This is a genomic window from Sporosarcina sp. AD_1 (assembly GCF_057373025.1).
The window spans coordinates 547,733-569,160 of the sequence record NZ_JBPVIR010000001.1; the positions used below are offsets into that span (position 1 = coordinate 547,733).

18 protein-coding genes are annotated in these 21,428 nt (G+C 41.8%); 4 read left to right on the top strand and 14 right to left on the bottom strand.

Annotated elements, in window-relative coordinates; translation table 11 throughout:
• Positions 1–13: 13 nt before the first annotated feature.
• Together ACSW3C_RS02700 and ACSW3C_RS02705 are read right to left on the bottom strand one after the other, a co-directional pair.
• Complete coding sequence (locus ACSW3C_RS02700) at positions 14–1,138, bottom strand: S-layer homology domain-containing protein (RefSeq protein ID WP_486560741.1); 1,125 nt, start codon at positions 1,136–1,138, stop codon at positions 14–16.
• A gap of 234 nt (positions 1,139–1,372) precedes the next feature.
• Entirely contained in the window at positions 1,373–1,807 is a 435-nt protein-coding gene (locus tag ACSW3C_RS02705) for a hypothetical protein (RefSeq protein ID WP_486560742.1), read from the bottom strand.
• 875 nt (positions 1,808–2,682) lie between these two features.
• Between ACSW3C_RS02705 and ACSW3C_RS02710 the strand changes: the two genes are divergently transcribed.
• Entirely contained in the window at positions 2,683–3,015 is a 333-nt protein-coding gene (locus ACSW3C_RS02710; RefSeq protein ID WP_486560743.1) for a tyrosine-type recombinase/integrase, read from the top strand.
• A 146-nt stretch (positions 3,016–3,161) separates the two neighbouring features.
• Positions 3,162–3,536, top strand: a complete 375-nt coding sequence (locus ACSW3C_RS02715; RefSeq protein ID WP_486560744.1) for a hypothetical protein — start codon at positions 3,162–3,164, stop codon at positions 3,534–3,536.
• 240 nt (positions 3,537–3,776) lie between these two features.
• Here the strand turns inward: ACSW3C_RS02715 and ACSW3C_RS02720 are convergent, their stop codons facing one another.
• From ACSW3C_RS02720 to ACSW3C_RS02740, 5 genes are all read right to left on the bottom strand, one after another.
• Complete coding sequence (locus ACSW3C_RS02720) at positions 3,777–4,496, bottom strand: hypothetical protein (RefSeq protein ID WP_486560745.1); 720 nt, start codon at positions 4,494–4,496, stop codon at positions 3,777–3,779.
• 970 nt (positions 4,497–5,466) lie between these two features.
• A complete protein-coding gene (locus tag ACSW3C_RS02725) occupies positions 5,467–7,155 on the bottom strand; it encodes a methyl-accepting chemotaxis protein (protein ID WP_486560746.1) in 1,689 nt (562 codons plus the stop codon).
• Positions 7,156–7,355: 200 nt separating this feature from the next.
• Positions 7,356–9,044 carry a methyl-accepting chemotaxis protein gene (locus ACSW3C_RS02730; protein ID WP_486560747.1) on the bottom strand — a complete coding sequence of 563 codons (1,689 nt, stop codon included), beginning with the start codon at positions 9,042–9,044 and terminating at the stop codon, positions 7,356–7,358.
• A 143-nt stretch (positions 9,045–9,187) separates the two neighbouring features.
• Entirely contained in the window at positions 9,188–9,871 is a 684-nt protein-coding gene (locus tag ACSW3C_RS02735) for a GNAT family N-acetyltransferase (protein ID WP_486560749.1), read from the bottom strand.
• Complete coding sequence (locus ACSW3C_RS02740; protein ID WP_486560750.1) at positions 9,868–10,980, bottom strand: mandelate racemase/muconate lactonizing enzyme family protein; 1,113 nt, start codon at positions 10,978–10,980, stop codon at positions 9,868–9,870. The genes ACSW3C_RS02735 and ACSW3C_RS02740 overlap by 4 nt, the downstream gene beginning before the upstream one ends.
• Positions 10,981–11,065: 85 nt before the next feature.
• Here ACSW3C_RS02740 and ACSW3C_RS02745 point away from each other — a divergent pair, with 85 nt between their 5' ends.
• Positions 11,066–12,307 (top strand): hypothetical protein, encoded by a 1,242-nt coding sequence (locus tag ACSW3C_RS02745; protein ID WP_486560752.1) that lies wholly within the window; start codon positions 11,066–11,068, stop codon positions 12,305–12,307.
• 53 nt (positions 12,308–12,360) lie between these two features.
• Here the strand turns inward: ACSW3C_RS02745 and nhaC are convergent, their stop codons facing one another.
• A complete protein-coding gene (gene nhaC, locus ACSW3C_RS02750) occupies positions 12,361–13,821 on the bottom strand; it encodes a Na+/H+ antiporter NhaC (protein ID WP_486560754.1) in 1,461 nt (486 codons plus the stop codon).
• Between the two features lie 195 nt (positions 13,822–14,016).
• Here nhaC and ACSW3C_RS02755 point away from each other — a divergent pair, with 195 nt between their 5' ends.
• Positions 14,017–14,880, top strand: coding sequence for a YitT family protein (locus tag ACSW3C_RS02755; protein WP_486560755.1), 864 nt, complete (start codon positions 14,017–14,019; stop codon positions 14,878–14,880).
• A gap of 36 nt (positions 14,881–14,916) precedes the next feature.
• On the opposite strand, the gene ACSW3C_RS02760 is transcribed toward ACSW3C_RS02755, so the two are convergent.
• The 6 genes from ACSW3C_RS02760 to ACSW3C_RS02785 all read right to left on the bottom strand — a co-directional run bounded on the left by ACSW3C_RS02760 (position 14,917) and on the right by ACSW3C_RS02785 (position 21,343).
• Positions 14,917–15,333: a VOC family protein gene (locus tag ACSW3C_RS02760; RefSeq protein ID WP_486560757.1), complete on the bottom strand. Its 417-nt coding sequence runs from the start codon at positions 15,331–15,333 to the stop codon at positions 14,917–14,919.
• 28 nt (positions 15,334–15,361) lie between these two features.
• Positions 15,362–17,212 (bottom strand): SLC13 family permease, encoded by a 1,851-nt coding sequence (locus ACSW3C_RS02765; RefSeq protein WP_486560884.1) that lies wholly within the window; start codon positions 17,210–17,212, stop codon positions 15,362–15,364.
• A gap of 118 nt (positions 17,213–17,330) precedes the next feature.
• Positions 17,331–18,062: a hypothetical protein gene (locus tag ACSW3C_RS02770; RefSeq protein WP_486560758.1), complete on the bottom strand. Its 732-nt coding sequence runs from the start codon at positions 18,060–18,062 to the stop codon at positions 17,331–17,333.
• Positions 18,034–18,933: an ABC transporter ATP-binding protein gene (locus ACSW3C_RS02775; RefSeq protein WP_486560760.1), complete on the bottom strand. Its 900-nt coding sequence runs from the start codon at positions 18,931–18,933 to the stop codon at positions 18,034–18,036. Before ACSW3C_RS02775 ends, ACSW3C_RS02770 begins: the two co-directional genes overlap by 29 nt.
• Positions 18,934–20,106 (bottom strand): hypothetical protein, encoded by a 1,173-nt coding sequence (locus ACSW3C_RS02780; protein WP_486560761.1) that lies wholly within the window; start codon positions 20,104–20,106, stop codon positions 18,934–18,936.
• Positions 20,107–20,131: 25 nt separating this feature from the next.
• A complete protein-coding gene (locus tag ACSW3C_RS02785; protein WP_486560763.1) occupies positions 20,132–21,343 on the bottom strand; it encodes a hypothetical protein in 1,212 nt (403 codons plus the stop codon).
• Between the last annotated feature and the right edge of the window lie 85 nt (positions 21,344–21,428).

The window sequence follows — 21,428 nt, forward strand, 5'->3', positions numbered from 1 at the left end:
ATTACCACCTGTGTTATTGATAACCATAAACCACAGTACCCCTTGTAAAGTCTAAATAAAGATAAAAATTGCCTCCATCATACACGTTGCCTGTAGCTTCAACATAGTTAATGATTTGAATAATATCTGACTCACTTGCTTTGGTATTAGTAGAGATAAGTTTGACCACCTTAGAGTAATCCGAATCCAATGCACGATATGATGTTCCGCTTTCTTGTCTTATCACGTTCTGACGTTGAAGTATTTTGGCAATCTCTTGTTGCTGTTTCAATAAATCATATCTGTTTTCAAAACCACCTGGAACATTCATATCCGCTAATTTAATAACATCATTATTTGTTACTTTGTCATCCGGATAATCTTTAACGTTTTGTGATGGCTTCATATTTAGTTCTTTATTCGGAATAGTTGGTTTCAGTGTTTCATCCTTATTATCATTTTCACCTGGAACTTTACCAGATGTCGGAATAGTATTATTTCCGTTATTTTCTGACGGTTTTAATGGCTGTGCTACATATTCAAAATCCAAATTCATTGACCGGTGCATAAAGACTGCATAGTGAGCACGTGTTAAAGAGCCATTTGTTTTGAATGTAGCATCTTCATAACCAGTAGTCACACCATTAGAATACAGGGTTTTAACGTGTTCCTCATATTCTGAACCAACAATATCACTAAAGGTATAGTCTGCTTTGACTTTAAGCTCAAAGGCTACAGTTAGGATCTTAGCCATTTCTCCACGAGTTAAAGGTTCGTTAATATTGATAGTACCTTTACTGTTCGTTTTCAAGAGGCCGGCTTCCATTAACGCCTTGATATCATTGAAATTAGGATTTCCTTCAGACAAATCCTTTGGTTTAACAAAGGTTGTTGTTTTTGGCAAATCGACTGCACGATTGATTAGTACTGCCGCATGTTTACGGCTTAATGTTTCGGATGGTTTAAACGAGCCATCTTCATAACCATGAATAATACCTTGATCTCTCATGGAATGAATAATGTCATAGTAGACATTCTTGCTAGAAACATCCGTAAACGGTTTTTCATAAGCAGCTTGATAATGTGCTGGTGCTACTAATACAGGAAAAACAACGGTAGCAGCAACTGCACCAAGGAAACGTTTTTTCTTCATATTCATAAGTCTTTCTCCTTTAAAAAATAATATAGTGTTATTCAGCTTAACAATACCTCTCCCGTTATTATGAGGGAAGTGGCTAATACCGATACTTATTAAGAAATAGAAATCTGATTTACGATAATGCATGTACTAGTCTTCCCTTTACAAAGTGAATTTCCTTCCAGTAGAAGTAACGTTAGTTTCTAAAGTCAGTATCCAGTCGTACAAGTCCTCCAAATCAAAATGTCGTCGTTTTTATTCTTCCGGAAATTCTTCGGGGTTATCTCTCAACCAGTACATTTTTTCTAAAGCGTTAGGCAAAGTGCCAAATGAGTAGAGATTTTCATGCTTCACTTTGCTGTTTTCTCGATATGATCTTCTTAGGTAAATGTAAATTCGTCCTTTCACCCTTTTTTTCGAGATATAACCGCTTTTAAATGCAACGCCATACGGTGCCCCTCCAACAATCCAACTTTTAAGTTCAGGTTTTAGTTCCTCATCCCAATTAAAATCTTTACTAAATACAGGGTTGTTAAGTATTGCTTTTTGGATTCTGTTTACTGTTTGATTCTTCACGTCAACCTCCAAAACTCCAATTTTACACTCATGTAATAATGATAAAAGAACTTCAGATATCTCCTTAGTACTTTTAGGTATTGCTATATAAATGAAAGGAGCAGTTTTTTCCAAGCGTATGCCTGCTCAATAACTGTATGGCTTACAGCTACTTTCATTTCTATTACTGTTACTCGATTATCGCACCTTGCGACTACGTCAGCTCTTCTTCTAAGCAACTTGGGAGAGATTTCCGGATATTCTTCATACCCATCCCTATCTAGCCATGTTTTAATAGGAACATACAAATCTTTTCCTTGATCATGAAGCATCCTCCATTCCTTTCCTTTTGAGTTTGGAGTCTGTAGGGTTAATGATGAGGGATTGATCATATTATACTTTTTGTAGGGGAAAAAGGAGAGTATTACAAGCAGCTATTCTTTTTAAAATATCAGGAGAACTTCCGTTTTCCGATTCATGATAGTACACTCACGCAAAAGTTGTTCCGAGAATAACTTCATGCTGAAATAAGTGTTTTCTTTACGTTTTAATAATATTGCCTTTTACCATGTATCCCTGTAAAGAATAGTAGCTTTCTGGATCAACTCTTTCCATGCAATAAATAAGGAAAGACATACCTTACATCAAATGGACGAATATGTTTTTATGCTCGCTTCCCCTTTCAAAGTTTGACTGATAATTGCTCCTTTTCATCCACTTCAGACACCCCTTATTTTCTGAAATTTATTATCATTTCTAAATTATATTTATCATGAAATAAATCACCTTACTAATTCATCACATTATTTTATAGAAGCATAATTGTTACGTAATATGTACTGTATAAACAAATGGATGATTTTTTTATGTAGATAGGAAAGATGTGATAGAATATATTCTAATCAACACTCTTTTGTATTCGATTAGTTACCATAAATGTTTGCGATTATTCATGTGTTGACTACAAAGTCGTAGGCAGCATCAAAAACTTTCGGAGAGTACGAGGGTTAATGCCGATTGAACAAGCTAAAGAGGATGAACCTCTTTTTACAACAAACACCGGGTGTGCGTATTCTCCTTCTTATTTTTCTCAATATGTCAGGAAGAAGATCGAAAAAGTACAAGATGATCGAATGGCAGGGACAGTAAAAATCACTCCCCATGTTTTCCGGCATGCTTTTGCAATAATATCAAAGCTAAATGGTGTAGATGTTTACGACATAATGAGATCTCTTGGCCATGAGAAGATTGAAGCGACTATGATCTACTTGGAGAAGGTTTCTGCGAATGAACGTCATGCAATTCATTCTTGGAAGTCAGAGCGGTTAGGGGAGTACATCTAAGGAGTAGGCTATTTTAAGACATTTCAATAAACAAATTGCGCATTAGGTCAGTTTGTAGTAAAGTTGAATGATGCATAGAAAAATGTAAACTTTTCTGCGTAGAATCTTTAACGAAGCTATTAAACAGAAATCTGGGGGTAATGATAATGGAATGGAAACTCTCAACAAAGAAAGTCTTAATTGCTGTTGTTACAATCTTAATTTTAGTTATGGGGGTATTCGGTTATAGATTATATAAAGCAAAGTCACTAGAAACTGCAGTGGAAAAATATTTAGAAGACGGCGGCATACCAAATGAAAAAATTGTTGAGTTAACTGTAAGTTCTACTAATCTTCCAGGAAATAAACATTGGGTTGCTCTAGTCATACTAAAAGACGACCCTAAACGTTATTATTATTACAAAACAAATGGAAAGGTAGTATTAGAAACTTATGTATTAGACGGCGTTGAGTATTCACCAAATGAGACTCCTTCTGGAACTCCGCTTGATCCACCTATTCAACCGCCTTACAATGACTAAAATGAGAAAATAGGTATGTATATTTAGTCGATGCTGATAGGAGAATCTTTATCAAAACAATGCATTTTGCAAAATCAGTTGTCAGCAATGTATGAGCTTATGTAGAATATTATTGAGTATAATCAGATACAGATAAGAAGTGATCAGAACAAATTCGTCTAAATTCAAAAAAGCGACATATCGTTCTTTACGAACAAATATGTCGCTTTAACTCTGTGATATTCTTTTTTTAAAATATTATCACCACGAATTGTCGACTATTTTAAACCCATTATGCTTTAAATTGGCAGAGTTTAAATAATCGTAGGGAGCGATTATCCCGGGAACTTCCGGTATAATGTTAAATACCTTATAATCCAACCCAGCTTTATGGTAACTGTACCACACTAATTGGCTACAGTAAACCTTGGAAATATCGTAGATATTGTTGTGAATAGCGTATCCCATTGTTTTTCCATCAAAGTACTGAATTGCTTTAACAGCGGCAACTGCGGCAGTTGCTCCGTTATCCGCCCTTACAACTTTTGAATTAGGGTATCTACTATTCCATTGAGCAACTGAAATTCTTGTAGGGTTAGGTTCTGACGACCACCCTGAAGTATGAATAATTTCTTTAGAACTTATAGCAATCCCGGTATGTCCTACTATACCCTTAAAAGAGGTACTATTAGTTACGACAATATCTCCAGGTTGCAGAGTTACCTCTATGCTATAAGTAGAATAATCAGACCCCTCTGTATTCTCTTCAAAAGCATCTATATTTCTAGTATTAGTTTCCACCCATTCCTCATACGAAAGTGGACCGCTAATTGTTCCTTCTTCGACTAATTTATCGTATGCTTCCCGAGATAAGTCAATGTCAGAACCATCAACTTTAGTAAGACTATCAGCTGCCTGAACATTTACACTGGCCACAACCACAAATATCACACTAAGCAAAAACGTAACAAAATTCTTCATTAATATCCCCCTCTATTAATTTGGTAGTAAGTGTTCATTCCGATAGAATTTCCTGCAAATCCGGCATAGTATTACTGGATTTTCTATATGAGACGAACGGCTTAAAACTTCTTACTGCTACCCCATTTACACCCTTTCTTTGCACTCAGTTTAGCAGTGAATATAACAAAAAAATTCAATTGTCTAATTCGCTAGATTTATAAACTTATTGTGCATTGTATTTGATATTACACGTTTTCCCAGGGAAAAACAAGTATTTCTGAATTTTTTTCGATTTTTGTTTTTTTAACTAATATATCAAAACAAATATTTCCATATACAATGATCTGTTTTTTTTGGGGGGGTGCACCCTATAGATGATTAGAAAATTTAAAGTATAGATAATTTCGGTCTTCTAAAATAAAGAAGGCTTTATTGCCTTCTTTATTAGAATACAAATCTAGAATTGTTGAAAAATAATTATGATTAGTAACATGGCGATAACCCAAAACTCTGGTTTTATTTCCCTTAGGTAGCGATAGTTGGTGTCGCACTTATCTTTAATCTATTATTTAGTTGGTTGCCTAAAAGGCTTTTCAATTTCTTGCTTGGTCCTGTATGTTTTTTTGGCTTATATATTTGGGCCATTCCAATGAATGTGGGATTCCACGAATACTTTCAATAACCAGACAGGATGCAGCCTGTCTTTTTTATTTATCCAAACAACCCACCCAGTCGAGCTGCCGCCGACAAATCGCCTTTCTCTAACGAAAATCACCAAGAAGAATTAATTGCAAGTGCGCTTTGGAGCGCAACTGGCTCTGCACCTTTCGAAGATATTGAGCGCTGGAAGGATACGGTTGAGGATAACACTGGTAGCCGTCCGACTCGTACAATTACTACGCGCAAGTTACCGATTTACAAACAATAAATATAAAAATCAGGCAGAGAAAACGATTTATCTTCTCTGCCTGATTCGTTCCATGGCTCGTTAAATGGTAAAACGGGCAATCTCGCTTTGAAGCCGTTCGGCTACTTCTGAAAGGGTTTGTGCGCTGGAAGAAATCTCTTCGTTTGATGCGAGCTGCTCTTCTGTTGCTGCACTTGTCGATTGTGCTTCTGCCGCACTTTGCACAGCGAGATGCTGTACTTGGGAAGCCCCATCTTTCACACGCTCGGTCATCTGTTGAATTTGCAAAATTGCAGCTGAAACCGACTGCACTTTCTCTTTGACTTCCGTTGCCGCGCTTTCGATGTCTGTAAAGACTCGTCCTGTACGCTCTGTAATGCCTAAACCTTCTTGCACTTTTTCAGTACCTGCTTCCGTACTGCTGACTGCCATTGCAACATTTTTTATAATAGTCTCAATCATGCGTCCGATATCTGTCGCAGATTGTTTCGACTGCTCGGCTAAATTCCGCACTTCATCTGCGACGACGGCGAAGCCTTTTCCATGTTCGCCTGCACGAGCCGCTTCGATTGCCGCGTTTAATGCCAGGAGGTTCGTTTGCTCGGCAATATCCGTAATCAACCGAGTCACTTGGCGGATGTTTTCAGAGTACTCCGCCAGCTCGCTAATGACATGTGCAGATTCCTCAATTGACATGGAAATGGTCGACATTTGCCCTGTCACATCCTTCATAAGGGATGCTCCTTCTTCCACTAGATGAGCTACTTGTTCAGTGGAAGTCAGCATTGCTTCATTGTGGTATGTAATTTGGTCGATGCCGTCCGCCATTTGAGCCATGGCCGAAACTGATTCTGATACCAGGTTTGTTTGTGTATCACTAGATATCAAGTTCTTTTCGGCAATTTCCGCGACCATTTCTGATGCTGCCAAACTTTCTTCAGAGCTCGCGGATAATTCCTCTGCCTGTGCTGCCAGCTCATGTGCAGTCTGGCGGGTCGAACTGATAATGGTTCGGAGATCGGAAGCCATTTCATTAAATGCATCTGCCATTTCACCGATTTCATCCCTGTTTTTTATGTGCACGGGTTCCATGGAAAAGTCGCCGGAAGCGAGCTGTTTCAGTGACGAAGTCACTTTCTTTACTGGTCTTGTAATGCTTCGGCTGATGATGGTTGCAATTACCATGCTCAGAAGAGCAGCTACTATAATCACTCCCAGGATGAATAGACCTGTCACTTTCATTCGGTCATCCAGCTTTTTTTGAGTTGACGCTACTTGTTCCCTCTGCAACTTTGTTAGCTCTTGCGCTTTCTTTGAAATGAGCGTCTGATACGGCTCTGCTTCGCCTGCTAATCGCAATGCTTCTACATCGTTTCCATTATTAAAAGTGCTGACTGCCTTACTCGTTAATTCTTCATAACTTGTCGATGCAACTTTGATTTCTTCCAATAAAGCTAGTGCCGATTCATCGTTTAATTGATTAGACAACTTTTCAATCGTTCCATCAAGATTTTCAAGCAACTCTCTGCGATTTTTCAAGTAACTGACTTGCTTATATAGTAAATACCCACGCAGATCATTGGATAGTTCATTTTGATTGGTTGCCAGCTGTTCAAGAGTGATGACGTTTTCCATTCGATCCTCTGTTAAGTATGTATATCGCTCTTTGATATCAGGTATGGTCAAATAGTTCAATACGCCAGAGACAATGAGTAACAACACTAAACCTAAGAATCCTGCCCACAATTTTTTGCTTACAGAAAATTTCATTATTATCCTCCTATACTATCAAACCCTAAATAGTATAGACTAAATTATTTAGATTAGAAAGGTCATTATAGTTAAATAGTACCTATTTCTTTCCGATTATAAAAACCGACTTGCTCCTAGTCCAAAATAACTCCTCATATCCAAAATAATAGATGGCTCCAAAGGAAGCCATCTATTATTTAATGCTATGGTAACACCTATTACACATTGAAATGTGCCAAATCACTTTGAAGTTTTTCGGCAAGCATGGCAAGTTGTTGGGCGCTTGATGAAATCTCCTCATTGGCTGCCAGTTGCTGTTCTGTAGCCGCACTGGTGGATTGCGCTTCCGCAGCTCCCTGGGCTGCCAGTTTTTCAACTTCCGAAGCTCCAACCGCCACTTCGTTTACCATGGAAGTCATTTGCACAATTGCTGCAGAGACATTATTTACTTTATCAGCTACTTCGACCGCAGCCTTTTCTATCTGCTCAAACACTTCATTCGTCTTTCCAGTCACCGTTAATCCATCGGCGACCCGCCGACTGCCATCTTCAGTTCTCGCTACGGCATTATGGACATTATCAATCATATTTTCGACCATTCTGCCAATTTCCTCAGCGGATCGTTTTGATTGCTCCGCCAAATTGCGCACCTCTTCCGCTACGACTGCAAAGCCTTTTCCATGCTCCCCGGCACGCGCTGCTTCGATTGCCGCATTCAACGCAAGCAGATTCGTTTGCTCTGCAATAGCTGTGATCAACGAAGTGACGTTGCGAATCTGTTCCGATTGGGATGCCATTTCGGAGATTGCCTCTACCGATTCTTTCATCGTCGTATTGATTGATTTCATTTGTCCCGTAAACTCTGTCATTAATGACGCGCCGTCCGTAACCAAATGCGTCACTTCTCCTGTAGATTTCAGCATATTTTCATTCTCGGCTGAAATCCGTTCAATACCAGTGGCCATTTCTTTCATGGAAGCATTCGACTCTTGTACAATGGCGACTTGTGCATCACTCGCCATAATGTTTTTCTCTGCAATTTCAGCTACCATTTCAGAAGCCGCCAAACTTTCTTCGGAACTGGCTGATAGTTCTTCCGCTTGAACGGCGAGTTGAATAGCAGACTCCCTCGTACTGGAGATGACCTGGCGAATATCATTTGCCATCACATTAAAGGCCATGGCCATTTCTCCAATTTCATCTTTATTTTTGATCTGGATTGGCTCTGATGCAAAATTCCCTTCCGCCATCTGTTTAATAACCGCTGTCAATGAAGCGACCGGTCTAGCAATGCCATTGCTGATGACCCGTGCCACGATGATACTCACAATCAATGCGAGCGCAATCAAGCCAATCGTCAGAATGCGAGTTGTTTGCAGTAAATTATGCAGTGCTTTTTCAGTTGTATCGCGCTGTTTGTTCTGATGTTCTATTAATTGTGAGATGCCATCCTTTGCCTTTTTTAGCTGACCGGATGCTTCATATGCGAGCCCCATCGCATTTTTCTCATTTCCTTTTTGGAAATCCTCCAGGATAAAGCCAGTCATACTTTCATATGTATTAATTCGGTCTGTCACATCAGCCAGCACATTGCGGGCCTCTTCACTTTTCACAAGTGAATCAAGTTCTTGCAAGACCTCTGTAGCTTCGGAGTTCAATTGATCCCGGTTTTCTAAGAAAGTCGATTCCTTGTAGATCATATAGCCCCGAATGTTGTTTGATATTTCGTTTTCAATAGCAGACAATTTTTCAAGAAGGACAATTTTTTTCATCCGATCGTCGATGAGAAAACGATATTCGTCACTCACTTTAAACAGCGACCATAGACTTGAGGCTCCAATGACAACCATGATCAGTAATACGGTGAGAAAGCCACCCCAAATCTTTTTACCTACAGAACGTTTCATGACCCCTAACCCCTTTGAAGTATAATATAGTTCTATTATAATTCAGACTAATACAATTAGATAGTACTTTTATTACACAATTATCAATCAACTTTTTACCTATACAAAAAAGCTTCCACCTTACTTGATGGAAGCCTTTACTACTATATTTTCCGAAATTCTACTTTCCACTCATCTTCATCCAAGAGGATGCCGACTCCAACCCAGCCCTTCTTCAGCATCTCTTGCTGGCGCTCGATATTTCCCATATTGATGAAGACGGCAGCGGCTCGATAAACCGGCCGGGCGGTCAAATCCTTCATTAAAATATAACGCATCTTCGTTCCGTATTTTTCTTTCAAGGATACAATATGCATACCCAGGTCTAATTTATCCTTCAAGCTCGCAATGTTGAAAGGGGCGACCGTCGTACAAATGTAACGGTGCTTTTCCTGATCAATTTCATTGAGAAGCATCTTGCCTAGAATCCGCTGCACACTATTTCCTCTTTGCTCCGGATCGACATTAGTAATTTCGGAATAGAGCACTGTTGGAAATTCTTCTTTCGCAAGACCGACATCCAATCCAAGATGCTCTTCTTCGTTCACATCAGGTTCCATCATGGCACGAAATGCAATCAGTTTTTCGTCCAGATACACACCGAGCATAATACCTTTTCCGCCGAGTATGTAGGCAAATTCGTGCTCCTTGAGCGGCTCAAGAAATTCTTTCGTGGCAAGGGCAGCATATACTTTTTGCTGGAGCGATAAAATCTCCGGCAGCTGTTCCATCCCGAGTTGGCGCACTTCTACCCTTTGACCATTCCGTAATGTAAGCTCCCGTCTCATTTGGCAATCCTCTCCGTCATGACCGTCAATTTTTCCAGTACCCTTTCGTCAACATTAACTCCAAGGCCCGGCTGATCCGTTAAGCGAATAAACGGCACGTCATATTTTAAATCTCCGATATCCTCACTAAATTTTAATGGGCCGGTCAATTCTACACTTGTCATAATACGTTTTGAGAAGGCCACATGAAAACCGGCGGCCGATCCGACAGACGATTCAACCATTGAACCGATTTGACACTCGATTCCAGCCATTTCAGCCATATGAGCCAATTTCATCGCGGGATAGATTCCTCCGCACTTCATTAATTTGATATTTACTTTATCCGCAGCCCTCTTTGCGATAATCTCTCTCATTTCACGCGGGCCACGCAATCCCTCATCGATCATCGTAGGGACGGATGTTTTAGATTTGATTTCCACCATCGCGTCAATATCATCCGCCAGTACGGGCTGCTCCAGCCAGTCTAAACCGCATTGCTCCAGCCTTCCCAAAGCTTGCAAGGTTGTGGAACTATTCTTCCATCCTTGATTCACATCGACGCGGATGGCAATTTCGTCTCCCACTCGTTCACGAACCGCCTGAATTCGCTCGACATCCTTCCACATATCCGTGCCGACTTTCATTTTTAACGAACGGTACCCTTCAGATACCCGGTTCTCTGCTTCATTGGCCATCTCTTCCGGAGAAGCAATGCTTAACACATGGGTAATCGGAAATTCGTCATGGTATCGCCCGCCGAGCAGTTGGTAGACAGGAACACCAAGCGCTTTTCCGACTACATCATAGCAAGAGATGTCGATGGCAGCTTTGGCTGTCGGCACTCCATAGATTTCCTTGTCCATTACCTCGTGAATTTTTTCAAAGTTCGCCGGATTTTCTCCGATCAATTTTGGCGCCAATGTATGCTTCAGAATGGCATAAGTACTTTCCCAGCTTTCTCCTGTGACATGCTCATCCGCCACACCTTCTCCATAGCCGACATGTCCTGTGTCAGTTGTGATTTTCACAATGATGGATGGCATTGTGTCGTAAGACGCATAGCTAATAACAAAGGGTTCATATAACGGAAGTTGAATTCCATATACCTCAATACTTGTGATTTTCATGAAATATTTTCCTTTCCAATTGGCTTTTCTCTACTAAATATTGTATCATTGTCGTTAAATAGTCGCTATATTTTCAGGAGGATTTATGATAATTATTGCTATGATTGGCTCAAAAGATTTCTGTGAGAGAACTGCCAGGCTACTCGATCCGAATTCGGATATTTCCCTGGTTTCTTATATATATGAGCATCCAAAAGAGGCAAAATCTATTATCTCGACATTAACACCTTGTGATGCCATCCTATTTTCAGGATCCTTGCCTTACCATGTATCGTTGGTTGAACTGGAGAAGCTGCAAATTCCTGCTGTTTATTTAAAACAGAATGAGACAGCAATTGCGATGACGCTGCTATATTTATCCGCAACAAGACAAGTACAGCTGGATGCCATATCAATTGATATTCGCGAACAAATTCACATGACGCATGTAATAAATGACTTGGGACAAACGGTTAATATACCTTATATTCATCCGATTCATCCTCAGGAAACCATTGAAACGATTGCTGACTTTCATCTTTCCTTATACCGTGACGGTAAAACAATAATGGCCGTTACGAGTATACACGCTGTTTATGAACGGCTCGTTGAACATCAAGTGCCCGCTATGAAAATGATTGATCCGAAAAGCAATATTTTGCAAACGCTTGAGGAAGCAAAACAGAAAGCACTCTACGTACGCAGTAAGTCTTCCCAGCTCGCGGTAGGTTTGATCCGTCCCATGTCACCTCTGGGTTCTGCACTCGAGGAAGCATCCGAATTGGCCAGCCTGCTGCACGGACATGTGACCACCTCCGAGAATGGGCATAGTGTATTTACTACATTAGGCAACATCGATAAGGTTGTGCCCACTACTGCTTTTCAGAAGCTTTTTCAAAGGATGTCCTCCAAAGCCCACTTGGCATTTGGAGCTGGAGAATCGACGATCGAGGCTTCCCAACACGCCGAGCAAGCCCTGGCTCTAAGTCGCCGTCCTGATGAGTTTTATGTGTTGGATGGATCCAAGCAATTACGGGGCCCTCTCCCAGATCATATCGATGACCGAATAGACATGCAAGTGCAGAATCCGATCATGCAGGAAATGGCGGAAAAAACGAAACTAAGTCCCGCCAACCTATCTAAAGTTATGCAGTTCGGGAAATTTCGGAATGCCAAGCAATTCTCCGCAAATGACCTGGCTCTCTATATGAATGTGACAAGACGGACAGCCGAACGGATTATTAAAAAGATGAGCGAATGTGGATATATTAAGATAGCCGGCGAGGAGATGACCTATAAACAAGGACGTCCCCGAGCACTGTATGAGCTGAACTTCCCTTTATGGTAAAGAGGAAAGCCCTGTAATGGACTTTCCTCTTTTCGTGTTTAGCTATTCCTGTCTTACCTTTCCATTTGAAGCTCTTTCTCTTCCTCAATTGTTCTATCTGCTTCCGCTTCTTTTGCTTTCGCTATTTCTTCCTTTGTTAATTTAACAATTGAGAAGCCAGTCGCAGCAAAAATGATCGACAGAATCGGAACAGTATAGTTTAAGATGGCATATGGCCCGTATTCCACCACGCCTACACCGAGCGTCCCAAGGATAAAAACGCCGCATGTATTCCATGGTATGAATACCGAAGTGAGTGTTCCGCCATCTTCCAATGCTCTCGATAAGTTTTTAGAATGAATGCCCTTTTCCTTGTATGCCTTCGTAAACATTCTAGAAGGGACAACGATCGAGATATATTGCTCCGAACAAGACGCATTCGTCAGGATACATGCAGCAATCGTGGACGAAATAAGGCTGAACGTCGATTTGATCACCTTTAATAATTGGTTCATGATCGCTTGCAGCATACCGGAATACTCGAGAATTCCGCCAAATGTCATCGCTACAATCGTCATGGAAACGGTATACATCATATTATCCAAACCGCCGCCATTGAAGAGGTCGTCCACCATCGTGTTGCCCGTTTCAATGGAGAAACCGCTTTGCAGCGCAGCAAGCGCACTGGCAACCGAGCCGCCTTGTATAAAGATATGGGACATGAAACCTAAAATGATTCCAATGAGCAATGCAGGGACAGCAGGGACTTTGACAGCGACAAGAACGATGACTGCCAAAGGAACGAGCAATAGCCAAGGAGAGATGAGAAAGCTTTCCTTTAGTACACTGGCTGTTTGGGCTATTTCATCCAATTTCATGTTTCCATCGGCAAATTTTTTCCCAAGAAAACCGTAAACACCCAATGCAATGAGCAAAGCGGGAATGGTCGTGTACATCATATGTTTGATGTGGTCGAATAAATCCGTCCCTGTTAAACCGGATGCCAAGTTGGTTGTATCTGAAAGCGGTGACATTTTATCTCCAAAGTATGCTCCGGAGATGATGGCTCCAGCGACCATGCCAGCCGGAATCCCCATGCTCATCCCGATTCCCATACCTGCCACACCGATTGTCCCCATAGTCGACCACGAGCTTCCGATGGCTAGAGAAACGATAGCACAAATAATGGCTATGGCGACGAGGAACCATGAAGGGGAAATGATTTGCAACCCGTAATAGATCATGGTAGCAACGATACCGCCACCCATCCAAGAACCAATCGTAAGGCCGACGAGCATAATGATGACAACGGCAGGAAGCGCCAAGCGTATCCCTTTGTACATCATTTCCTCGATTTCTTTCCAATTATAACCGGCTCGCCATGCGACAAGAGCTGCCGCCGTCGTACCGATGATAAGAGGCATATGCGGTCCCTGCTTCAATTTGACGACTGTCACAAGCATGACCGTGATCATAATAATAAGCGGCAAGATGGCCATGAAAAAGCCAATTTTCTTATCATTTCTTCTACCCATCTTCATTCCCCCAATTCTACGTTGTCAAATGATTCCAAACTGTCGTTATATAGTCGTTAATAATAGGATATTATATTTTATTCGGCAAGTTGTCAATATTTTATTGAAAGCGATTTCAGTGTTATAGTTAAAATACGAAATTTTTCTTATATGAAAAACCGTATACCCTGACGTCCAAAGGAGTTGTTTCCATACATGAAAAGGGAGCATAAAAAAGAAAAATTCAGTGACCAAATGAAACGTTATTTACTGATAGCAATTGGCGCCACCTTGGCAGCTGTTGCATTGGAACTATTTCTCATACCGAATTCTGTCATTGATGGCGGCATTATCGGTATTTCCCTATTGTTGAATATCATCACCGGCATTCCCTTCGGTATTTTGATTCTCCTCATCAACTTGCCATTTCTTTTCTTCGGATTTAAACATATCGGCAAAAGCTTCTTTATTTCCTCGGTACTCGCCATTGCGTTATTGGCCATTATCGAGTTTCCGTTGAAATCCGTCGGCCCATTTGTAACCGACCCATTGCTTGCCACTGTATTTGGCGGATTAATCCTCGGAGCGGGAGTAGGGTTAGTCATCCGAAACGGCGGTGCGCTGGATGGAACGGAGATTCTCGGCATTTTATTGACAAGACGTATACCTTTCTCGGTAGGTGAATTTGTCATGTTCTTAAATATCTTCATTTTCGGCTGGGCCGGTTTCGTCTTGACGTGGGAAAAAGCAATGTATTCCATTTTGACTTACTATATCGCTTCTAAAATGATCGATATGGTCATCCAAGGCTTGGATGAAACAAAAGCGATCCTCATTGTTTCTGATGAATACGAGGAGTTAAGTGATGCGATTGTACAGAGGCTCGGACGGAGTGTAACAAAACTTCATGGTAAAGGCGGCATTAGCGATAACGAAAAGGATGTCATTTATGTCGTGGTCACCAGGTTGGAGATTTCCAAATTAAAACAAATTGTTCGGGATGTCGATCCGACTGCCTTCGTCACAATTATGAATACTCAAGAGACACACGGGGCGACGTTTAAATCGGCGATCCATTAAAAAACGGGCGAAGCGCTAAATGCGCCGCCCGTTTTGTCATTTTTCTTCGTAGCTTAATTGCCATTCGATACCGAAACGATCTTTAACACTGCCGTAGCATTTGCTGAAGAAAGTTTCCTGGAGTTCCATTTTCACGTTTCCGCCCTGCTTCAGCTTTTCAAAGGAGTCTTGAATGAAATTACGGTCAGCACTTTCAATTGCTAAGCTGATATTCGTTCCTTCCACCACTTGAGACCCCGGAAACGTATCGGAAAACATGATTGTACTTCCGTTAATGGTCAATCTGCCATGCATGATCAAGTCTTTCGCCTCATCCGGCAAGGGATATTCAGGATTCGGAGGTGCTTCTCCAAAAGTCATCAAATGGGGTTGCTCCGTGTTGAACACTACAGAATAAAATTCGATTGCTTCCTTGCAATTGCCGTTGAATGTCAAATAGATATCGACTGCCACAATAAGCCACTCCTTTCATATAATTTCATCATAACGGAAAGAGAAGCGGAATGGCAATCAGCATTACAACAAACATGATCAATTGCAGTGGAACACCAGCCCTGACGAAATCTATAAAACGATAATTGCCTGCTGTCATGACAAGCGCATTAGTCGGTGAAGCGACAGGAGTCGAAAAGGCCATACTTGCTCCCACTGCAACGGCAATCAAGTATGGATAGGGACTTACTCCCATACTGAGCGCGGCGCTTAACCCGATCGGGGCAAATAAAACCGCCGTCGCCGTGTTGCTGATAAATTGGCCAAACAGCATGGTCAGCAGGAAAATTCCCCCTAATACGCCAACCGGGCCAATCGGGCCAAGCAGATCCACAATTCCTTCCGCCAGCATGACCATGCCCCCTGTCTTTTCAAGCGCAGTCGCCATTGGAAGCATGGCCGCAATAAGAACGATGCTTTCCCAGTTGATCTGCCCGTAAGCATCATCCATATTGCGGACGCACCCTGTCACAATCATAAGAACGGCTCCAATTAAAACCGAAATGACAGCAGGGAACAATTCCAAGATCATCAAACCGACAACGAGGACCATGATCGCCCCTGCAATCATCGCTTTTCCACTGGCAGCAGCAGCCCCTGCATGTTCCTTCGGCTGGCCGATGACTACGACATCTTTTGTTTCCTTTGCGAGCAGTTCGATGGAATCCCAAGCACCTTGGATCAACAGCGAATCCCCGAAACGCAGACGCTGCTTCGTCATATCACGGACTACATAGTCGCCTTGCCGGTTTAAGCCGATAATGTTGACATTGTATTTTTCCCGAAAGCCGATTCCCCGGATGGTTTCATTGATAAAACTCGAATGTGGTGTTAGAAGCACCTCTGCGATACCGAACTGTTTCGAGATTAGTTCAGAGGCTTCAGGCTCCTGTTCTTCAATAATTAGCCCATACGCATCAACAAATTTCTCAACATTAGCTAGCGATCCTTGGACATACAGACGGTCCTTCGGTTGAATAATACTATCAGGGCCTGCCATCTCCTGATACGTCATCGGCAACAGCTTCATGCTTTCCACAGACTTCCTGCTGATCTTCAGCACGCACAAATGAAAGGAAGCCGGTATCTTCAACTGTGCCAAACGTTTCCCCGCAAGATCCGAGTCTGCGGGCACTTTCACTTTGTAAAGATTGCCGCCCAGTTCGTAATCGATCGCCAATTGCTTTGGTGATAATTTATGTTGGGAGGCACCCGAACTGTTTGTTTGGCTGGTCGGCAATAACGTATTCCGTATAAAAAACATATAGATCAAACCGACAAACACACCAATAATGCCGATCGGCGTAATTTGAAAAAAGCCTAGTTTTTCAAAGCCGTTATCGACAAGCATTTGGCTGATAATCAAATTCGGAGGTGATGCAATCAACGTCAAAAGTCCCGAGAAGCTTGCCATGTATGAGAGTGGAATCAAATATTTGGACGGACTGCTTTGAATGCTGATGGCAATACTTACTACAATCGGCATCATCAGAGCAACCGTTCCCGTATTGCTCATGAACGCCCCAACAGCCGCTACGATGAGCAACAGCAATACGAAGAGACGTTTTTCACTATCTCCTGAATAACGGAGCAATAGGGATCCTGCCATCTGAGCAAGCCCTGTCCGTAAAATCCCGGCACCAATAATGAATAGTCCTGCAATCATGATGACGACAGAATTGGAAAAACCGGTTAGCGCTTCTGCCGGCGAGAGGATGCCAGTGAGCACCATGGCGAGAAGCGCCAAGACAGCAACCAAATCCGTTCGCAGCCGGTTTGTCATGAAGAGAATAACTGTCGTGCCTAAAATGAGGAATGTTAACGTAAGCTGCAATGCTATCCAGTTCCCTTCTAACCAAGTCGTTATCTCTGATTGTAGTACAAAAATGAAAAAAGTGCCCTTCTAAAGAGCACTTCCTGTCTGCAAAATAGCTAAAATTCATATTATGGACAACTTCTTATGAATCTGTACGCGTAAACCGGATCAGAGAAGTACCAGTCACACGGATCACTTGACCTTCTTCCAGTTTCACATGCCCATCTGATTTCGCAATTTCTCCGCCAATCAATTCAAATACCCGAGGTTCTTTTCCTTCCTCGAACACATGTAAATAACCGTAGCCATAATCTATAGCAATTTCATAATCTCCCGGCTCGATATCCTGTCCGACCTCCCATAGACCCGCAGTCAAATCAGTTGCGAAAGCTGTCGGCACTGGGATGATTTCTACCGAATCATATCCTCCATCCGCCCGGACCGTATAGCTGGATTCGATATCGATTGTCAGGCTCCCAGAACCTGCATAACTCCCAACGATCTCGGAAAGGATCAAATCCCCTTTTTCATCATAGACGAAAATATTCCCTGTTGGGTAGCCAGTGAACATATATCTTCCCGCTTTCAGTTTCACTTCCGCTCCCTCTTTCGGAACGACTGGAATGGAAACTGGTTCGGCATTCCCATTTTTGCGATCTACCATCTGATATATGCCCGGATTGACAGCTCCAAGCAATTTCTCCTTCTCAGGGCCGATAATCTCAAAATTCTTCTCATATGCCGAATTGATTTCGGGAGACTTCGGCACTTCACTGCAGCCTGCCATCCCAACCACCATGAGCAACAGCAAGCAAAACGTACCGGCTAGCCCTGCAATGTTCCCTTTACTTGCTTGTCGCATAATATTTCTCATAATACTCCACCGTCCCCAAAGGTCCTACAGTGATTTCTTTTTCATTGTGCTCCAGCATCCGGTCGATCCAATCGGTCTGTTCCGCCTTACTCAATCCCTCAAGTGGAATACAGAGGAGATGATCTGCGATATATAAATGTTCCTGTGGCAACGTCATTCTCTTTTTCACCGTGTCATATCCTGCAGGACTCATTTCAATCTTTAAATAGAGGTCCGGCTCGCCGGACATCTTTTGTTCATGAATAATGCTGCCATTTTTCAAGAAAATAACACGATCCGCATACAAATCAAGATTCTCCAATAAGTGTGAAGCGACAAATATCAGTTTTTCCTGTTGTTTCATTTCCATTAAACAATCCGAGATTAGAGCGACATTCGAAATATCCAATCCATTCATCACTTCATCCATGAGCATGATTGGTGTATCGGCAGCCATCATCATCGCGAAGCATAAACGCTGCCTCATTCCCAATGAATAGGTCTTCGCTTTCTTTTTCACGTAGTGCCCCATCTGCAAGCGTTCGATGATTTCTGGCACCCGCTTGGCTGAACCTGTCCACAGATTGGCATATAATTTTAAATGATCAACCCCGGATAATTCTTCAAAAAGATCCTTTTGCTCAGGAAACGTGACGAGCTGCCGATGAATCTGCAATTCTTCTTTTTCGTTCCGGTATTCGAATTTATCGTCAAACAGTACTTGGCCGGAATCTGGCTTTACAAAGTTTGCGATGATATTAAACATCGTCGTTTTACCCGTTCCATTCGGTGCAGCCACTCCGATGATTTCTCCCCGTTTCGCACTAAAATTCAGATTGTCGAGAACGACTTTATCCTTGTAGGCGATTGATACATTCGTCAATTTCAGCATTTATCTGTCCCCACCTTTTCCTACTTGGTACGTAGGAGTCGCATGATTTTTCATATACATCACTCGATTCCCACCAAAGAGCACAAAAAGGATAGCCACGTTTAAGACGGCCAGCCAAACGAATGCCCATTTGTAATCCATCGTGTCCTTGCCATATTGGGCTGCCGTGTCGCCGGATAACACCTGGCTGATGTCCATGACGCTCAGCGGCTGAAGCCAGCTTACATGAATTCCTGCAAACTGGAGAAGCATTGGAGCTAAGAATACAACTACAATCAGCAGCACGGTCGCATACATATTCTTCGTTATGACGTTCACTAAGATCGATGCTAATAAGAGCAGCAACGCGAGGAGCGCCATGGCTACTACCATATATAAGATATAGCGGCTAGTGGCAACAGCCACATAATCACCGTTCTGGAACAATAACAGAGGTGACTCGAAATTACCCCATGCCGTCCGGATGGACACGAACCATCCGCCAATCAGCAGACCGGCTAGCAAAAATGCGAGCGCTTGAATGAAATAGAGCCCGGTTTTCACAACTACCCTCTGCATGAATGAAATCGGGAAGATGCCCATTACCGATCGTTTTTGCTGATCATGTAGCAGCATATTGCCACCTAGGAATAAAACAAATAATACAAACAGCAAGCCATTCACTTTTTCCAATGCGACCGGCAAGTAATTGCTTGCTGCAAAAGGATCCGCCTCAAGCGGCAACTGATTCTTTTGATAATACCGGAGCAAAGCATCCTCTTTCATAATTTCTTCCTTCGGTATAACAAACTCTGGATGTACGCCTTCATTGCCCAGTTCGTGCAATCGAAGGCGCAATTCATTCAGCTGTAACCCGCCTTCGATGTATTCCTCATAATCTTCATTTTTCCAAAGCGAATATCTTTGTTTGTTGATCAAGGATGCTTGCTCAGTAAGATTATTGTATATTTCCTGCCCCTCGGGAGTGTCACGCATTTCCTCCGGGAAGTAATTGAATATCGTGTTATATTCTAGTGCTTCTGCGCTCTTTTTATCTCGAAGACTCTCAATATCACTATCACTGTATTGGAAAAAATAGAGCGAAAAAAATAAAATGAAAGCTACACCGAGCAGCCAATTCAATTTATTCCGCAATAAAAGCTTCCCTTCAAATTGAATGTACTTCCAAATCATACGTGTATCCTTCCTCGTCCTCCTCTTATCCGTTTGAATAAAAGCGACGTTTGTTGATAATACGAGACATGACAAACAATATTCCTTCCATGACAACTACAGTTACAAGCAATACAAGAATTCCCTTGGAAAAGTCCATTGTCGTCGTATTCAGGAGAAAATTCTTTTCTCCGGTAATGACGTTTCCAAAATCAAAATATGTCTGTGGAAAAAAACTAATATCAATCCCGAATAACTCCCTTGACGTCCTAGTCAAATAGAGCTTTTCGGAAAATAAAAGCAAACTGCTGATTACGAGAACAAGCCATTCATTTTTCAAAACTAAACTGAAGATAACATTCAGCCTGATAAATAAATACACTAAAATCGGAATAATCATGGCGATTTTCCCTAAGAAAGAAGCAATCGTCATGACATCATAATGTTCCCTCGGGTATGCGTCCTTAATGAGAATGGTCGGTATTTTCAGATCAAAATAGCCAAGGCCATACTGCAATGCAAGCAAGAGAACTCCAAGCAGAAGAACGATTCCAACAACTGCATGGGTATAAAAGAAAGAAGAAAGTGTCTTAAGATTCAACTGCCGATACCAAGACAACGGCAATCCCTGTAAGACCGACTTGTTTTGGCGATCTCTTGATAATAAATCACTACTAAAGTAAATTGCACAAAACAACACGAAGTACATGCCGTACTGTTGGAAGAATTTTTGCAGTGCCTGCAAGCCTGTCTTCTCTTCGATCATCCCAAAAGTAATCGGGTGCTCTTTCGCTAAATAAGTTTCATAACGCTGCATTGTCTGTTTGTATAGATGCTCACGGTCTTTCCCCGGAAACGGAGAATCCTTGAAAAGTTTTTCGTCTCTTATGTAATCAGATGAATCGCTTTCAAGATGATTCGCGCGTAAATGCAGCCATCTTGTAGCATTGCCATCCTCATAAGCCGCTAGCATGGCGGAAAACATTCCATACGAATAAGCGTTCATTGCAAAGACTGGCATACCGGAAAATAAGATGATGCCTGTATTGCCTTTGGCAAGGCGGTATTCCTGTTCCGCCTCAAGCTCGGTCAGTTTGCTTTTCACTTCATCTACATGGAATGTTTCCTGGGTAACTTCATTCGGCACGAAGAGAAAACAATAACTGAGAAGAGCAATACAAAGGAAAACGACAAATGGAATATTTTTTTTATTTCGGTACGTCAACAAAAATTCATGCTTTAAAAAGGTCCAATTCATGCTTTATATCCCTTCAAGTGATATAGTCTTTCAGCTACATAACAATTTATTAAAATATTATATTAATCTATTTTACAAGAATTTA

What these genes read in the sequence shown, in the direction of transcription:
- ACSW3C_RS02785 (WP_486560763.1), bottom strand. Translation starts at nt 21,343, where the DNA reads ATGAATTGGACCTTTTTAAAGCATGAATTTTTGTTGACGTACCGAAAT.
- ACSW3C_RS02715 (WP_486560744.1), top strand. Translation starts at nt 3,162, where the DNA reads ATGGAATGGAAACTCTCAACAAAGAAAGTCTTAATTGCTGTTGTTACA.
- ACSW3C_RS02740 (WP_486560750.1), bottom strand. Translation starts at nt 10,980, where the DNA reads ATGAAAATCACAAGTATTGAGGTATATGGAATTCAACTTCCGTTATAT.
- ACSW3C_RS02770 (WP_486560758.1), bottom strand. Translation starts at nt 18,062, where the DNA reads ATGAGAAATATTATGCGACAAGCAAGTAAAGGGAACATTGCAGGGCTA.
- ACSW3C_RS02720 (WP_486560745.1), bottom strand. Translation starts at nt 4,496, where the DNA reads ATGAAGAATTTTGTTACGTTTTTGCTTAGTGTGATATTTGTGGTTGTG.
- ACSW3C_RS02735 (WP_486560749.1), bottom strand. Translation starts at nt 9,871, where the DNA reads ATGAGACGGGAGCTTACATTACGGAATGGTCAAAGGGTAGAAGTGCGC.
- ACSW3C_RS02775 (WP_486560760.1), bottom strand. Translation starts at nt 18,933, where the DNA reads ATGCTGAAATTGACGAATGTATCAATCGCCTACAAGGATAAAGTCGTT.
- ACSW3C_RS02700 (WP_486560741.1), bottom strand. Translation starts at nt 1,138, where the DNA reads ATGAATATGAAGAAAAAACGTTTCCTTGGTGCAGTTGCTGCTACCGTT.
- ACSW3C_RS02730 (WP_486560747.1), bottom strand. Translation starts at nt 9,044, where the DNA reads ATGAAACGTTCTGTAGGTAAAAAGATTTGGGGTGGCTTTCTCACCGTA.
- nhaC (WP_486560754.1), bottom strand. Translation starts at nt 13,821, where the DNA reads ATGGGTAGAAGAAATGATAAGAAAATTGGCTTTTTCATGGCCATCTTG.
- ACSW3C_RS02780 (WP_486560761.1), bottom strand. Translation starts at nt 20,106, where the DNA reads ATGATTTGGAAGTACATTCAATTTGAAGGGAAGCTTTTATTGCGGAAT.
- ACSW3C_RS02710 (WP_486560743.1), top strand. Translation starts at nt 2,683, where the DNA reads ATGCCGATTGAACAAGCTAAAGAGGATGAACCTCTTTTTACAACAAAC.
- ACSW3C_RS02725 (WP_486560746.1), bottom strand. Translation starts at nt 7,155, where the DNA reads ATGAAATTTTCTGTAAGCAAAAAATTGTGGGCAGGATTCTTAGGTTTA.
- ACSW3C_RS02745 (WP_486560752.1), top strand. Translation starts at nt 11,066, where the DNA reads ATGATAATTATTGCTATGATTGGCTCAAAAGATTTCTGTGAGAGAACT.
- ACSW3C_RS02755 (WP_486560755.1), top strand. Translation starts at nt 14,017, where the DNA reads ATGAAAAGGGAGCATAAAAAAGAAAAATTCAGTGACCAAATGAAACGT.